Source organism: Mesorhizobium sp. WSM4813, from assembly GCF_055811555.1.
Map to the genome: position 1 here is coordinate 99,403 of NZ_JBVVQU010000019.1, position 15,094 is coordinate 114,496.

Here is a 15,094-nt window from a genome sequence, read left to right on the forward strand (position 1 = left end):
GAATCTGCTCGTTCGCGTTCCAGTTCGAGTGCTTCTCCAGCTCGCTTTAGAGCGGTCTCGGCTACCGATCGGTCCTTTATGGCGTTGGTGTTCTCGACCGCGGCCAGGTTTGCGTCTGTCTTAAGAGCGTCGATAGTTTGGCGAGCCGTGGTGAGTTCCTGTTCCAGGAGTTCAACCTTGCGCCTCGCCTCATCAAGCGCTCGCTTCGCAGCACCTTGAGAGGCTTCCATGGAGGGTTGCGCTCCGGAGGCCCTCTCGCGGTCGAAGAGAAGGGCTTCGGCCCTAAAGTCTTCGATAACGCGCTGCGCCGTCTCCAGCGCTTCGTCGATTTGCTGCTGCTCTTTCAGAGTTTGTGCTTGCTCAGCCACCGTGTTTGCCAGTGCGTGTGCCTGGGCGCTCGCGTCACGTACCGCGCGCTGCATGATTTCCAGCTCGGCTCGTGCTGCGGCCAATTCGCGGCGTATTTCATGCTCGCCGGGTGGTGTTTGCACGCCCTCCTTGAGTTGCGCGGCGCTGGCAATGCTGACTCCCGCGGCGGCGATGACGGCAACCGCGACCGAACGAAATCTGGACGAAATCTTCATGACGAGAGGCTCCTCAAGATCGCCGCTACCTAGCGGGACGGGCACATGCCAAAGTCCGGCTGGTAGCCACCTTCGCCCGTAAAGGTTCTCTGCGACGTAGCTGCCTTTCGGCCCTTCCGCACACAGGCCCAAGGTGGATTCCCCCGGGGATCTGTAAAGACCTACTGCTGCTATCCGCGGTGTTGCCTATTTCGGACAGGATGATCCCGTAGACGCCAGCGAATGTCGCCCTTCATTGTGATGACGCGACGCGCCGATCCGCACGTGCCCTGGCGCAGGGCCGGCTTGCAACGGGCGAGACCTTGAAGAACGGGAAAATAACGGCTTACCCACTGAGAACAGTGGGGATTTACCTGCGCGACAGCCAACTGAAAACAGTTGCGGAATAGTTAGACATGCAGCTGAAGCCTCGGCGCCCGACTTAGTAGAGGCCAATTTGGCCGGGCACGACCAGCTGAAATGGGGATGGAAGTGGCGACGCCAAAATCTGCCGCGAAAAGCCGTTGCCTTCAATCGGTGAGGTTATCCCGCTGGTGGAGCTGAGGAGGATCGAACTCCTGACCTCGTCATTGCGAACGACGCGCTCTCCCAGCTGAGCTACAGCCCCGTCCAGCGGATCGGCGCATTTATCGGGCGCGGCGGTTTCCTGTCAAGACGGCGTTTTGCCCAAAAGCCGCGCGGCCAGCCACCGGCCGGGCGTGCCGCGGAAGCTGGCTCTTGCCGCTTTCGCCCGCAATGGCTACATGTCGGCAACAATCGGAGACCGGCATGATAGCCCTCATTCAGACCATTGTCCTGGCGCTTGACATTTATTGGTGGATCATCATCGCTTCGGCGATTTTCTCCTGGCTCTACGCCTTCAACGTCGTCAACTCGCGCAACCAGTTCGTCGATAGCGTCAGCAACATGCTCTTCCGGCTGACCGAGCCGGCGTTGCGGCCGATCCGTCGCTTTCTGCCCGACCTCGGCGGGATCGACATTTCGCCGATCATCCTGCTTCTGATCCTGTTCTTCCTCCGGCAGTTCCTGCTCACCACGGTAGCGCCGCTGGTCGTCTGACGGGCATTTATGACTGGGCCGTTTCGCCCGCGTAACGATGGCGTCGACCTGTTCGTCCGGCTGACGCCGAAAGCGGCGATGGACAGGCTCGACGGCACGGCAGACGGGCGAAGCCATCTGAAGGTTCGCGTCCGCGCCGTGCCGAAAACGGGCGCCGCCAATCAAGCGCTCGAACGGCTGGTCGCCAAGGCGCTGGGAGTGCCGCGATCGGCCGTCTCGGTCGTCGCCGGCGGCACGGCCCGGCTGAAGACGCTGCGTGTCCTCGGCGATCCGGCTGCGCTGGCGAAAGCCATCGAGGCGCTCAGCGGCGATTGAACCGTCCCATTCTTTCGCCCCTCGGTCCTGCCCTCTTTGCCAAGACTTGGCATCTCCTCCACAAGGTCCCACAAGGGATTGGCACTTCGGCGTTCAGACCAGCCCGCGCTTGGCCATCATCGCTTCGGGCGACGGCATCTTGCCGCGGAAGGCGGTGTAGAGCTCTTCCGGGTCCTTCGAGCCGCCGGCGGCATAGATGTGATTCCTGAGCCGCTCGGCCAGTGCCGGATCGAACGGGTCGCCGGTCTCCTCGAAGGCGGCGAAGGCGTCGGCGTCGAGCACCTCCGACCACATGTAGGAATAGTAGCCGGCCGAATAGCCGTCACCGGCAAAGATGTGGCCGAAATGCGGGGTGCGATGGCGCATGGCGATGGTGTCGGGCATGTTGAGCTTTTCAAGCGTTTCGGCTTCGAAACGAAGCGGCTGTTCCGGCACATCCGGCCGCGCATGGTAGGCCATGTCGACCAGCGCCGAGGCGGTGAACTCGACCGTGGCGAAGCCGGCGCCGAAGGTGCGCGCCGCCAGCATCTTGTCGACCAGCGCCTTCGGCATCGGCTTGCCTGTCTTCACATGCAGCGCATGTTTTTCCAGCACCGCCGGCACGGTCAGCCAGTGCTCGTAGAGCTGCGAAGGCAGTTCGACGAAATCGCGGCTGACCGAGGTGCCCGCGACCGATGGCCAGGTGACGTCGGTCAGCATGCCATGCAGCGCATGACCGAATTCGTGGAACAGGGTCTTGGCCTCGTCGACCGACAAAAGCGCTGCCTCGCCCTCCGGCGGCTTGGCGAAATTCATGATGTTGTAGATGACCGGCTTGGAGCCATGGCCAAGCTTGTAGCCGGATTTCAGCGCGCTCATCCAGGCGCCGGAGCGTTTCGACGGCCGCGCGAAATAGTCGGCCAGGAACAGCCCACGCTCGCTGCCGTCGGGATTCCTGACGACGAAAACACGTGCTTCCGGATGCCAGGTGGCAATGCCTTTCTTTTCCTCGAAGGTGATGCCGAACAATTTTGTCGCCACGTCGAAGCAGGCTTCGATGATGCGGTCGAGCTGCAGATAGGGCTTCAGCTCGGCCTCATCGAAGGCGAATTTCTCGGCGCGCAGCTTCTCCTGATAGAAGCGCCAGTCCCAGGCGGCGAATTCTTCGTTGCTGCCGGCCTCGGCCGCCAACCGCTGCAACTCGGCCTGGTCGCGTGCGGCCTTTTCCAGAGCCTTTGCCCAGACCGGATCGAGCAGCGTATGCACCGCCTCCGGCGTCTTTGCCATGGTGTCGTCGAGTTTCAGGGCGGCGTAGGAAGCGTAGCCGAGCAGCTTCGCCTTTTCGGCGCGCAGGCGCAGCATATTGCGCACCACGGCGGTGTTGTCGGTGGCGCCGCCATTCTGGCCGCGCATGGTGAAGGCGCGGAAGGCGATCTCGCGCAGGTCGCGGCGCTCGGAGAAGGTCGAGAACGGCTCGTAGATCGAGCGTGACAGGGTGACGGCATAGCGGCCCTTCTGGCCGCGCATCTCGGCGGCCTCGGCCATCGCGCTTTTCAGGAACTCCGGCAGGCCGGCAAGGTCAGCCTCGTCGAGGAACAGCACCCAGTCGCGCTCGTCGGCAAGCAGGTTCTGGCCGAACGTCGTGCCGAGCGACGACAGTTCCTCATTGATCGCCGCCAGCCGCTTCTTGCCCTCGGCGTCGAGCTTGGCGCCGGAGCGGACGAAATTTTTCCAGGTCTTTTCCAGCACCCACAGCGTCTCGGCATCGAGGTTCAAGGCTTCCCGGCGCTGGTAGAGATCGTCGATGCGGGCAAACAGCCTCTCGTTCATCGAGATCGCCGAGAAATGCCTGGACATTTTTGGCGAGATCTCGCGCTCCAGCGCCTGGATCGCTTCGTTGGTGTGGGCGCCGGCGCGGCACCAGAAGATCGACGATACATGGTCAAGCGCCTCGCCGCTAAGCTCGAGCGCCGCGAGTGTATTCTCAACGGTCGGCGTCTCGGCATTGCCTGATATTGCCTCGATCTCCGCCTCATGCGCCGTCAGTGCCGCATTGAAAACCGGAGAAAAATCGCCGTCGCCGATGCGGGTGAAATCGGGCAGGCCGAGCGGCCCTTGCCAGGTGGTCAGCGGATGGGCGGCGAGGTCGACGGCGGACGGCATGGCAAATCTTTCGTTAAGTGAGGGGCTTTCGCTGAGTGTCTGTGGAGGCAAGGGCGGGATCACCACCGATGTAAGGCGGCGGCTTGCCGCACGCAATATCGCGGCCGCTCAGTAGCCGTCGCAGTTTTCCGCGATCGCCGCCTGTGAACTGGCGGTGATGCGGTTGTCGGCAATCGCGAAGGTTTCCTGCATCAGCATGTCGTTGTTGGGGAAATCATAGCAGGCGATCACCGTGGTGACGCCGCCTTCGGTCTTCTTGATCCGATGCCGGATTTCAGCCCCGGCGACAGCGCCCTTCCAGTCGTCGATCGAGGCGATGAATTCCTGCTTGGTCTGGACGACGCTGAGGTCGTCGAGTTTTATCCGAACGTCGTCGGCAAGCAGATCCGACAATTCGGTGCGATCGGCGACCAGCAGCGCCGCATACCAGCGGCCGATAAGCGCGCCGTCATCGGCGCGGGCGGACACGACTGAAAACAGCAGGGCCGCTGCGGCCAAAGCGATCGAATGGCATGCCATGCAATCCTCCTATGTCGTCTCCGGCCGCTCGAAATCACCGGTGTCCTTGTTCATCACCCAGAGCTCGCCGGTCGAGATGTCGAACCAGGCGCCATGCAGCGACAGCCGTCCTTTGCCTTCCAGGATCGAGACGCAAGGAAAGGTCCTGAGATTGGCGATCGAATAGCGGATCGAGATGCGTTCCAGCGCGGTCTGACGCTCCGTTGCCGTCATGAACGTGCTGGAAGACACGGTCTCGGCCGCCGGCGCAATCAGGCTCATCCATTTGCCGATGAAGTCGCCGGGCGACAGGGGCGTGGCCGTGGGGTCGAGTGCCGCGCGGATGCCGCCGCAGCGGCCATGGCCCATCACCACGATATTCTTGACCTTAAGGCTTTGCACGGCGAACTCGAGCGCCGCCGAGGTCGAGTGGAACTGGTCGTCGGGCGCATAGGGCGGTACCAGATTGCCGACATTGCGCAGCACGAAGAGTTCGCCGGGCCCAGCGTCGAAGATCGCCTCGGGGGCGGCGCGGGAGTCGCAGCAGGCAATGATCATCGTTTCGGGGGACTGGCCCTCGCGGGCGAGCGAGCGATAGCGTCCGCTTTCGGCGAGATAGCGGCCGCTCATGAAATTGCGATAGCCGGCGAGAAGGTGATCGGGGAGATGAGGCATAAGCGGCGTCTGGAGCCTTTCCGGGTTAGGCGGCAGCTCTTTTAAGTCAGGAAGGCTCTAGCGGCAAAAGCCGGTCGCGAGCAATGCCGAATCGCAGATGGCTGGCTGCAACAGGCACGCTCGGCTCGGAGGGCCAATGTCCTTGCAAGCCAGATTGTCATGCCCAAATGGCGACAGGGATGCCAAAACGGTCGGCGAGCGGCGGATCCGGAAACGGCCTTGCCTCGCCGCTGGCGATGCGGCCGGCGATCAGCATCATCACTGCGGCGTCGAGAAAGTCATCGGCGGCAGCGCCTCGCGGCGGCGTCTGATCGAGAAAGCCCCTGATATAACCGTGCCGGCAAAGCAGCGCCTTGCGTTCCGCCATGCCGGCCGGGTTGACGGCGGCCTTGATCTTCTTCGGCAAACGCATTGCCTGATCGTCGTTCAGCCGGCAGAAGGCGACTTCCGGGTGCGATTCGAAGACGCGGCTGCGCAGTTCGGGACGCGCGATCAGCACGGCATCGATCTCGCGGATCTTGGCAAAGATGCCGAAGGCCTGGATCGAGACGCCGCGCGGCGGATTGGAGGTCGCCTTCGCCACTTCACTCGCCTGGCGATGCGCGGCGTACCAGGCCTCGATCGTGGTGAAGCCATCCGTATGCGCGTAAAGCGCCGCACGCGAGGGGATAGCGAAGACGCTGGATTGCCTGTTACCAAGCAGCGGCCGCACCAGCGCCTCCGGCCCGCGTCCGCCGTTTTGCGAAAGATCGGGCAGGCCGATCGGCATGTCGACGGCGACCGTCGCATCTGCCGGCAATGCGTCGAGCAGTGCTGCGAAGCTTGGAAAAACGGCTGCCGAAGGTGCTGCGCCGGGGTTACGAGGTGTCGAACCGGGATCGCGGCGAACGGAGATCCAGCCGGCCCTGCAACCGTCGACACCGACGACAGTCACGCTCTTTTGTCCCGTCCCGGATGCAGGAGATGGCGAAGCTGCACCATCGCCATTGGGTGCGACAGGCTCTGCGCGTCGGTTTCGAGCTGCAATTCGTCGCCGCCGCGCTTGGCGGTGCGCGCCAGGATCTCGTAGACCGCCGCCGTGGTCGACTGCAGTGCCTTGATCGCCGGCTGGCCGGACAGCGTGCGCGCCAGATAGACGGCCGCCGTCAGGTCGCCGAGCCCATTGGGCGGCTTTTCGATGAGGCGATGTTCGGCGAGCAGCGCCTGATTGCCGTTGAGCAGCAGATTGCCGGTGCCGCCGGCCATCATCGCCGGCGCCGAAGTGACCAGCATGGTCGACGGCCCGGCATGAAGGGCGGCCGCCATCACCGCTTTCAGGTCGGCCAGCGGCGCTCCCGCCATCCACTCCAACTCGTAGCGGTTGGGCGTGGCGATGTCGGCGATCGGCATCAGCCGGTCGCGCATGGCAATGGCGGTCGTCCCCGGCACATAGAGCCCGCCCGAATCGCCCATCACCGGATCGCAGATATAGACGGCATCCGGCGTCTTCGCCTTGACCGCGCCGACCAGCGAGGCGACGGCGTCGGCCTGGCCGCCTTCGCCGAGATAGCCGGACAGCACCGCGCCGACCTCGCCCAGCCACGGCGCGCGCTCGAGATCGGCCATCAGCGCCCTGAATTGATCGAGCGGCGGCACAATGCGCGTCGCCCGCCCATGGCCCGGATGCCAGGGCAGGATGACGGTCGGCACCGCCCACACCGGAAAGCCCAGCGTCTCCAGCGCAAAGACCGCGGCGCGGTTGCCGACCGAGCCGCGCGCGACATGGCTGGAAATGACGATGACCGCGCGCGGCGCGTCGTGTTCTTCGGTGCTCACGAGGTTCCTAACTTTGGCTGATGAAAACCACGAGCCAGATCAACAGGCCAATGGCGATAATGAGCCCTAGCGCCCGGCCAATGCGCGTGCCCCAATATTCGATCGGGTCCGACTGGTCGGCGTCTGCAGCAGTGACGTGATCGCGCGCGCCCTTCGCGGTCCGCCCAATGAACGAGGCGCCGCCCGGGTCGGTTTCACGTGCCACGCGCTCGATGATGCGGCGCGATTCGTCGTCGCTGTCCTGGCGTTTCGCCATGGCGATGTCCTGTTTTCGCGGCGACTTTAACCTGTTCGCCCGGCCAATCACAGGGCCTGGCAGTGGATGATAAAGAACCAGTAAGGCTCCCAGGTTGAGATCATGTTCTTGCGCGCGGATTGTGGTACTGCTTCGCCCGTCAGTCTTATTGAGGGATATTTCCATGCTTGCCCTTTCCTCCCCTTTCGTCTTCCGCAATTTGCCTGCCTTGCTGATGATGGCGATCGTGCTGCCGCTGCTTGCCGGCTGCGGCTACAACACCATTCCGACGGCGGAGGAAAACGCCAAAGCCGCATGGAGCCAGGTGCTGAACCAGTACCAGCGCCGCGCCGATCTCATTCCCAACCTGGTCGAGACGGTCAAGGGCTATGCCGCGCACGAGAAGGATACGCTCGATGCTGTGGTTGAGGCGCGCGCCAAGGCGACGCAAGTGACGGTGACGCCGGAAACGCTGAGCAATCCGGAAGCCGTCAAGAGATTCCAGGACAGTCAAGCCGGCCTGACCAGCGCGCTGTCGCGGTTGCTGGCGGTGGTGGAGAATTATCCGGACCTCAAGGCCAACCAGAATTTTCTGGCGCTGCAGGCGCAGCTCGAAGGCACCGAGAACCGCATCGCGGTCGCCCGGCGCGACTATATCCAGGCGGTGCAGGAGTACAATCTGACGCTGAAGACCTTCCCATCGGTGATTTGGGCGACCCTGTGGTTCCGCGGCAATCAGCCGTTCGCCAACTTCACCATCGAGGAAGACAAGATGCAGACGCCGAAGGTCGATTTCGGCACGCAGCAGGGCGGGTGATCGGCGCTTAGCGGGTCTGATCCCCGTTGGCCTTGTACTCCGTCCCACCCCCCTCTGTCCTGCCGGACATCTCCCCCTCATGGGGGGAGATTTGCAGCTTCGACCCCGCCGCGAATCTTGCAACGTTGGAGATTGGCGAAGGCAGGAATGACATCCGATCTCCCCCCAAGTGGGGGAGATGTCCGGCAGGACAGAGGGGGGCGCGAAGGAACGCCGGCCTGGCATTTCTGTATGTCATTCTAAGCCTTCTCTTCCTCCCGCTCACCGCTTTCGCCGCCGAATTGCCTGCCCTCACCGGGCGGGTTGTCGACAATGCCGGCATCATCGATGCCGCGACCGAGGCGGCGCTGACCCGGAAGCTTGCGGATTTCGAAGCCAAGAGCTCTGACCAGATCGTCGTCGCGACGGTTCCTAGCCTCGACGGCGAGGAGATCGAACCCTACGCCAATCGGCTGTTTCGCGCCTGGAAGCTCGGCCAGGCCGGCGCGGACAATGGCGTGCTTCTGCTGGTCGCCAAGAACGACCGCAAGATGCGCATCGAGGTCGGCTATGGGCTGGAAGGCGCGCTGACCGACCTGCACACCAGGCTGATCATCGAAAACGACATGGTGCCGGCCTTCCGCGCCGGCGACTTCTCCGGCGGCATAGCCAAGGCCGTAGACGACATGGTCATGGTGCTGGAAGGCAATCCGGAAGGGCTGGAAGCGCGCGGCGAACGCAACCAGCAGCCGCCATTCAACACCGACGATCTGTTCTTTGCGATCTTCATAAGCATCTGGGCGATCATCTTCTTCGGCAGTATCGCCGCCTCCATCCTGCCGCCGATCTTCGGCCGGAGGATCGGTCCTGGCCGCTATCGCTGGCTGGGCATGACCTTCGAGCCGAGCCGGCGATCTTCCAGCAGTTGGTCGGGAAGTTCCGGCGGGGGAGGCTGGTCCTCAGGCGGTGGCGGCTTTTCAGGCGGCGGTGGCTCGTCCGGCGGCGGCGGCTCATCTGGAAGCTGGTGACGACATGACAAGACGCGCCATCAGTTCACCAGCTTCCAGCCGTTTTGCCGCGACAATCGGCGCTGCCTTGGTTGCCTTGGCGGTGCTGCTGCTTGTCGGTTTCACCGCTCTTGCGGCCGAACTGCCGGTTCTGACTGGGCGGGTCGTCGACAATGCCGGTCTCATCGATGCCGCGACCGAAGCGGCGCTGACCCGGAAGCTTGCCGATTTCGAGGCCAAGACCTCTGACCAGATCGTCGTCGCGACGGTTCCTAGCCTCGACGGCGAGGAGATCGAGCCCTACGCCAACCGGCTGTTCCGTGCCTGGAAGCTCGGCCAGGCCGGCGAGGACAATGGCGTGCTTTTGCTGGTCGCCAACAACGACCGCAAGATGCGGATCGAGGTCGGCTACGGGCTGGAAGGCACGCTGACCGACCTGCACACCAGGCTGATCATCGAAAACGACATGGTGCCGGCCTTCCGCGCCGGCGACTTCTCCGGCGGCATAGCCAAGGCCGTCGACGACATGGTCATGGTGCTGGAAGGCAATCCGGAAGAACTGGAAGCGCGCGGGACCCGCAATCCGGCGGACAACAATTCCATCGATCCCATCATCGCGCTGTTCATCATCGTGTGGGCGACGCTGTTTTTAGGTGGCCTGGCGATGGCGTTCCTGCCGCCGATCTTCGGCACGAAACTGTCGCCGGGCGTGTATAAATGGCTGGGCATGACGTTTCGTTATGGTCAAAGGTCGGGTTCCGCGTCCTCGGGCGGCGTCTGGACAACCGGCACCGGCAGCGGCTGGTCATCGGGCCGTTCCGGCGGCGGCTGGTCGTCGGGCGGTAGCGGCGGCGGGTTTTCGGGCGGCGGCGGCTCGTCCGGTGGTGGCGGTTCTTCAGGAAGCTGGTGAGACACGACATGGCAACACGACCGATCTGCCCCGGGGATCATGACCGCATCGCCAAAGCGATCCGCGCCGCCGAATCAAAGACCGATGGCGAAATCTACTGCGTCGTGGCCTATGCCAGCGACGGCTATTTCTTTCCGGCGGCCTTCATGGCGACGCTGGCCATGCTCGTCGTCAGCCTTGCCGTCAGTTACGGGCTGGAAGCGTGGTGGCTGTCGATCCGCTTGCCGCATTTCGTCATCGCGCAGCTTCTGGCGCTCGCCTCGGTGCTTGTCCTGTTGTGGGCGCTGCCCGGCTTGCGCATCCACCTGGTGCCGAGGCGGCTGCGCTACCAGGCCGCGCACGCCAATGCGATAAAGCAGTTCCTCGCCCGCAACGTCCACCGCACCACGGCGCGCACCGGCGTGCTGGTCTTCGTTTCGATTGCCGAGCACTACGCCGAAGTGATCGCCGACAGCGGCATCGACAGCCGTGTCGGCCAGCATGTCTGGGACGGCGTCGTCCGCGACCTTACCGCGCATGCCCGCGACGATCGTCTCGCCGACGGCTTTATCAAGGCGATCGAAGCGACGGGTGCGGTGCTGGCCGAGCATTTCCCGGTTTCTAGCGGCGACGCCAACGAGCTGGACGACCATCTGGTCGAAATCTGAGTCGTTACGAACGGCTTCCTTCAGCACTCAACGGCACGTCCATCGTCTGTGCGAAAGCTTGGGAGCCGCTGACCGGACTCTTGCAATCGGGCGATGCGGGTTTATGGTTAACCAATCATGAAGACGCTGAGTATCGACATCAGGAAAGCCGAGCCGCGCGACGCAAGCGCCATCGCCGACGTGCACCTGCTGGCCTGGCGCGGCGCCTACTCCGGCATCATCCCGCATCGCACCTTGACATCGATGATCAACCGCCGCGGCGCCGACTGGTGGGCGAACGCCATCCGTCGTGCCGCCACCGTCCTGGTCGTCGAGATCGGCGGCAAGGTCGCCGGCTACGCCACGATCGGCAAGAACCGCGCCCGCGAGCTCAAGCAGCAGGGCGAGATCTACGAACTTTACGTCCGCCCGGAATACCAGGGCATCGGGCTCGGCAGCCGGCTATTCTCGGCCGCACGGGCGCGACTGGCGGATCATGGCCTGAAAGGCATGGTGGTGTGGGCGCTGGAGGATAACCAGAACGCGCTCACCTTCTATGCCGGCGCCGGCGGCCGCGACGTCGCCGAGGGTGTCGAGATCTTCGAACAGAAGGCTCTGAAGAAGGTCGCCTTCGTCTGGGAATGACGGCTCGACACGCCTCTCGCTAACATCCCTCAGCTGCTTTCAGTACCATTCGCCGCATTGCACCATGCGCCGCTGCCCGCTATCGGTCTCCAATCGAAAGAGGGACAAAAGCCATGCGTATCGAAGCCATCGCCATCGGAAAGAACCCGCCGGAGGACATCAACGTCATCATCGAGGTGCCGATCGGCGGCGAGCCGATCAAGTACGAGATGGACAAGGAGGCCGGCACGCTGTTCGTCGACCGCTTCCTGCACACCTCGATGCGTTATCCCGGCAATTACGGCTTCGTGCCGCACACGCTGTCAGGTGACGGCGACCCGATCGACGTGCTGGTCTGCAACACGCGCGCGCTGGTGCCGGGCTGCGTCATCAATGTGCGGCCGATCGGCGTGCTGGTGATGGAGGATAATTCCGGTCTGGACGAAAAGATCATCGCGGTGCCTTCACCCAAGCTGACGCTGCGCTACGAGAACGTCACCGAATACACGCACCTGCCCGATATCACCCGGCAGCAGGTGCAGCACTTCTTCGAGCACTACAAGGATCTCGAACCCGGCAAATGGGTCAAGATCGAAGGCTGGCACGACGCCGCCTATGCCAGGAAGATGATCGTCGAGGCGATCGAACGCGCCAAGGCAAGCAAGTAGGCCCAGCGCTTTCAAAATTGCGAGACGTCGGCGGGACAGCGCCCCCCTCTGCCCTACCGGGCATCTCCCCCACTTGGGGGGAGATTGGCAGCTTCGCCGCCCCGTGTCTCTTTCAGCATTGGAGATTGGCGAAAGCCAAGATGGCAGCCGATCTCCCTCCTTGTGGGGGAGATGTCTGGCAGGACAGAGGGGGGCGTGAAGGATCGCCGAAGGGCGGCCATTGCTACGCTCTTCCTCCCCACCACTAATTGTCGACGCGGCCGAAAGCGGGTACGTCGCCGACCATCACGCGCATGTCCTCGACGCAGGCAAAGCTGCGTGCCTTCTCGTCGGCGAGCTTGCGGGCCTGGTCGTTGGCGGCCGGATTGCCGGTGGCCAGCACCAGTCCGACCGTGCAGCCCTCATACTTCTCTGGCTGGGAGACCTTGGCGACCATCAGTACCTCGGTCGATTTGCTCTCGTCCTCAGGATTGCTGATCGAGCGACGGTGGATGACCGCGAAGGGGACGGCAAGATCGCCGTTCGTCTCGATGCGCCACTCGAGTTTGGGTGCAGCCGAATTGAAGGCGATAAAACTTTCCCAGACCGCGGTCATGTCGCTGGAGGGAAAACCATAGAACAGCGATTCCCGGGCATCGTCATAGGAGATCAGTACCGGGTAGCCGCGATAGCCCGAGCAAACAAGACTGGCCCAGTCGCCGTCGCCTACTTCCGCCTGCGCATAGGTCACGCAGTCCTTCTTCCAGTCGAGATCGGTGTAGGCGCTGAAAATGTCGCCGGCCAGGGCCGCCTGGCAGAGGCCGGAGAGGGCAAGCGGCATCATCAAAAGGCTACGCATCGCGGACAACTCCGTTTCGGGGCCGCCGCAAGGTATCGTGAAACGCTATTTCTTCAAGCTCGCTTCGATCAGCAGGTCGGCGTTGCGGGCCACGGACTTCGCCGGTCCGCCGGCACCGAACAACTGGCCGCTGATATAGGCGCCCTCGATCAGAAGCAGCAGCCCGTCGCCCAGCGTATCGGCGTCGCCAGCACCCATCGCCGCCGCCATGGCGCGCAGGCGTCGTCGCAATTCCTGCTTGTTGGCCTCACTCACGACGCGGGCAGGATGGCCGCGTTCGGGATATTCGACGGCCGCATTGGTCATGCCGCAGCCGCGATAGTCTGGCTTTTGCGTGCGCTTGCCGATGCGGGTCAGGAAGGCGGCGATCTGCGCGCGCGGATCGCCGGGATGGGCAGCCACCGCCTCGTCGAAGCGGGCCCAGAACTCGAGGTCGTATTGCCTAAGATACGATGCGGCCAATTCGTCCTTGGAGGGAAAGCTGCGATAGAGGCTGGGCTTGGTGACACCGGCGCGCCGCACGATCTCGTCGACGCCGATCGCCCTGATGCCTTGCCGGTAAAACAGGTCGCGGGCAACGCGAAGGATTTTTTCGCCGGCGCGCGGCGGTTCATCCGCTCTGATCGTTGGTTCAATGCTTTTCATCTAGGACGTGCCGTTGCCTGCTTGACAATGTTACCGATCGGTACGTATACCTCGGTGCATCGCAACGTACCGGTCAGTAACATGATAACTCAATCCCGTCCGTTTGGCCAGCGCTACGCTTTCGTCGTGGTCGCCGTCATTTTCCTCTGTCTGCTGATCGCGGCGGGCCTGCGATCGGCGCCGGCCGTCATGATGCTGCCGCTGGAGGAGAGTTTCGGCTGGCGGCGCGATGTCGTTTCGCTCGCCGCGGCCATCGGCATCTTCCTCTACGGCCTGACCGGGCCGTTTGCCGCGGCACTGATGGAACGGATCGGGCTGCGCCGCACGCTGCTGGCGTCGCTGGTGGTGATGTCGGGTTCGACGGCGCTCAGCCTGTTGATGACGGAGCCGTGGCACCTGCTCCTCACCTGGGGCGTGTTCTCCGGCGTCGGTTCCGGCGCGGTCGCCACGGTGCTTGGCGCCACTATCGTCAATCGCTGGTTCAAGACCAATCGCGGCTTGGTGATGGGCCTGATGTCGGCCTCCGCCGCCACCGGCCTGCTGGTGTTTCTGCCGCTGCTCGCCGCGCTCGCCCAATCGGGCGGCTGGAAGCCGGTCGCCATCGCCATTGCGGTGGCCACTGCCTGCCTGGTGCCGCTGGTCTGGCTGCTGGTGCCGGAGCGTCCGTCCTCGATCGGCATGGTGCGCTACGGTGCGGACGCCGACGACGTGCCGCCGGTTCCGCCGGCCTCGCAGGGCAATTTTCTCACCCACACACTCAGCACGCTGCGCCGTGCCGCCGGCACCCGCGTGTTCTGGTATCTGTTCGCCACCTTCTTCATCTGCGGCTTCACCACCAACGGACTGGTCGGCACGCACCTGATCGCGTTTTGCGGAGACATGGGCATCGGCCAGGTGCAAGCTGCCGGCCTGCTGTCGCTGATGGGCATCTTCGACCTGATCGGCACGACGCTGTCGGGCTGGCTCACCGACCGCTTCGACCCGCGCAAGCTGCTCGGCGTCTATTATGCGATCCGCGGCCTGTCGCTGATCTACCTGCCTTATTCCGGTTTTTCGTCGACCAGCCTGATCATCTTCGCCGTGCTCTACGGATTGGACTGGATCGCCACCGTGCCACCGACGCTCAGGCTGTCGAACGAGGCGTTCGGCGACCGCAGTGGGCCGATCGTCTTCGGCTGGATCGTCGCCGGCCATCAGGTGGGCGCGGCGGCCGCCGCCTTCTTCGGCGGCACCATGCGTGAATTGCAGGGCAATTACGAGCTTGCCTTCCTCATCGCCGGCATGACGGCAATAGCCGCAGCCTGCATCTCGCTGCTGATCAACACCAGCCGTCCGGCATTCGACCCGGAAGGCCAACCGGCGTAGACGCCCTCGTCACAGGAGAGGCGCCGTCGGCCAAATTGCAAATCTCCCCCCTTGGGGGAGATGCCCGGCAGGGCAGAGGGGGGCGCGAAGGATCGCCAGCCTCTGGATTCTGCGTCGTACTCTGTGAAGGGTTTGCGATTCTGTCTGATTTCTGTCTGATTGTTGTAAGTCCGCGGGACAGCGCCCCCCTCTGGCCTGCCGGCCATCTCCCCCCTCGAGGGCAGGGCTATCGCATTTGAGTCATGAGCTGGAAGAGATAAGCATCGTTCCAGCCTGCACGCATCATTTTGCC

The 15,094-nt window shown here is 63.6% G+C and carries 17 protein-coding genes, 1 tRNA gene and 1 pseudogene; 9 read left to right on the forward strand and 10 right to left on the reverse strand.

The window, feature by feature from the left end; genetic code table 11:
* Window positions 1–584: pseudogene (locus tag AC0L25_RS13465) on the reverse strand (hypothetical protein); the annotation flags it as partial.
* Between the two features lie 531 nt (window positions 585–1,115).
* A tRNA-Ala gene (locus AC0L25_RS13470) sits at window positions 1,116–1,191 on the reverse strand.
* Between the two features lie 161 nt (window positions 1,192–1,352).
* Here AC0L25_RS13470 and AC0L25_RS13475 point away from each other — a divergent pair.
* Both AC0L25_RS13475 and AC0L25_RS13480 read left to right on the forward strand, forming a co-directional pair.
* Window positions 1,353–1,643 (forward strand): YggT family protein, encoded by a 291-nt coding sequence (locus AC0L25_RS13475; RefSeq protein ID WP_023800489.1) that lies wholly within the window; start codon window positions 1,353–1,355, stop codon window positions 1,641–1,643.
* Window positions 1,644–1,652: 9 nt separating this feature from the next.
* A complete protein-coding gene (locus AC0L25_RS13480; RefSeq protein ID WP_473595933.1) occupies window positions 1,653–1,958 on the forward strand; it encodes a DUF167 family protein in 306 nt (101 codons plus the stop codon).
* A gap of 93 nt (window positions 1,959–2,051) precedes the next feature.
* On the opposite strand, the gene AC0L25_RS13485 is transcribed toward AC0L25_RS13480, so the two are convergent.
* From AC0L25_RS13485 to AC0L25_RS13510, 6 genes are all read right to left on the reverse strand, one after another.
* Window positions 2,052–4,100 carry a M3 family metallopeptidase gene (locus tag AC0L25_RS13485; protein ID WP_473595934.1) on the reverse strand — a complete coding sequence of 683 codons (2,049 nt, stop codon included), beginning with the start codon at window positions 4,098–4,100 and terminating at the stop codon, window positions 2,052–2,054.
* Window positions 4,101–4,208: 108 nt separating this feature from the next.
* A complete protein-coding gene (locus tag AC0L25_RS13490; protein WP_473595935.1) occupies window positions 4,209–4,619 on the reverse strand; it encodes a nuclear transport factor 2 family protein in 411 nt (136 codons plus the stop codon).
* 9 nt (window positions 4,620–4,628) lie between these two features.
* Window positions 4,629–5,273 (reverse strand): carbonic anhydrase, encoded by a 645-nt coding sequence (locus AC0L25_RS13495; RefSeq protein ID WP_473595936.1) that lies wholly within the window; start codon window positions 5,271–5,273, stop codon window positions 4,629–4,631.
* Window positions 5,274–5,430: 157 nt separating this feature from the next.
* Window positions 5,431–6,207 (reverse strand): DUF429 domain-containing protein, encoded by a 777-nt coding sequence (locus AC0L25_RS13500; protein ID WP_473595937.1) that lies wholly within the window; start codon window positions 6,205–6,207, stop codon window positions 5,431–5,433.
* Window positions 6,204–7,088, reverse strand: a complete 885-nt coding sequence (gene pdxY, locus AC0L25_RS13505) for a pyridoxal kinase PdxY (protein WP_473595938.1) — start codon at window positions 7,086–7,088, stop codon at window positions 6,204–6,206. The genes AC0L25_RS13500 and pdxY overlap by 4 nt, the downstream gene beginning before the upstream one ends.
* A gap of 7 nt (window positions 7,089–7,095) precedes the next feature.
* On the reverse strand, window positions 7,096–7,344 hold the full coding sequence (locus tag AC0L25_RS13510; RefSeq protein ID WP_473595951.1) for a hypothetical protein: 249 nt from the start codon (window positions 7,342–7,344) through the stop codon (window positions 7,096–7,098).
* Between the two features lie 163 nt (window positions 7,345–7,507).
* On the opposite strand from AC0L25_RS13510, the gene AC0L25_RS13515 reads away from it, so the two are divergent.
* The 6 genes from AC0L25_RS13515 to ppa all read left to right on the forward strand — a co-directional run bounded on the left by AC0L25_RS13515 (window position 7,508) and on the right by ppa (window position 11,954).
* On the forward strand, window positions 7,508–8,140 hold the full coding sequence (locus AC0L25_RS13515) for a LemA family protein (RefSeq protein WP_473595939.1): 633 nt from the start codon (window positions 7,508–7,510) through the stop codon (window positions 8,138–8,140).
* Between the two features lie 218 nt (window positions 8,141–8,358).
* Window positions 8,359–9,147 carry a TPM domain-containing protein gene (locus AC0L25_RS13520; protein WP_473595952.1) on the forward strand — a complete coding sequence of 263 codons (789 nt, stop codon included), beginning with the start codon at window positions 8,359–8,361 and terminating at the stop codon, window positions 9,145–9,147.
* A gap of 4 nt (window positions 9,148–9,151) precedes the next feature.
* Complete coding sequence (locus AC0L25_RS13525) at window positions 9,152–10,036, forward strand: TPM domain-containing protein (RefSeq protein WP_473595953.1); 885 nt, start codon at window positions 9,152–9,154, stop codon at window positions 10,034–10,036.
* A gap of 8 nt (window positions 10,037–10,044) precedes the next feature.
* On the forward strand, window positions 10,045–10,683 hold the full coding sequence (locus AC0L25_RS13530) for a TPM domain-containing protein (protein WP_473595940.1): 639 nt from the start codon (window positions 10,045–10,047) through the stop codon (window positions 10,681–10,683).
* Window positions 10,684–10,800: 117 nt separating this feature from the next.
* Window positions 10,801–11,307: a GNAT family N-acetyltransferase gene (locus AC0L25_RS13535; protein WP_029349110.1), complete on the forward strand. Its 507-nt coding sequence runs from the start codon at window positions 10,801–10,803 to the stop codon at window positions 11,305–11,307.
* Window positions 11,308–11,420: 113 nt separating this feature from the next.
* Entirely contained in the window at window positions 11,421–11,954 is a 534-nt protein-coding gene (gene ppa, locus AC0L25_RS13540; RefSeq protein ID WP_473595941.1) for an inorganic diphosphatase, read from the forward strand.
* Between the two features lie 244 nt (window positions 11,955–12,198).
* Here ppa and AC0L25_RS13545 read toward each other — a convergent pair whose 3' ends face one another.
* Window positions 12,199–12,792: a hypothetical protein gene (locus tag AC0L25_RS13545; RefSeq protein WP_473595942.1), complete on the reverse strand. Its 594-nt coding sequence runs from the start codon at window positions 12,790–12,792 to the stop codon at window positions 12,199–12,201.
* A gap of 45 nt (window positions 12,793–12,837) precedes the next feature.
* The gene (locus tag AC0L25_RS13550) at window positions 12,838–13,437 is read right to left on the reverse strand and encodes a TetR/AcrR family transcriptional regulator (protein WP_473595943.1); all 600 of its coding nucleotides are present in this window, start codon (window positions 13,435–13,437) and stop codon (window positions 12,838–12,840) included.
* 81 nt (window positions 13,438–13,518) lie between these two features.
* Between AC0L25_RS13550 and AC0L25_RS13555 the strand changes: the two genes are divergently transcribed.
* Window positions 13,519–14,802, forward strand: coding sequence for an MFS transporter (locus tag AC0L25_RS13555; RefSeq protein ID WP_473595944.1), 1,284 nt, complete (start codon window positions 13,519–13,521; stop codon window positions 14,800–14,802).
* Window positions 14,803–15,094: the final 292 nt, after the last annotated feature.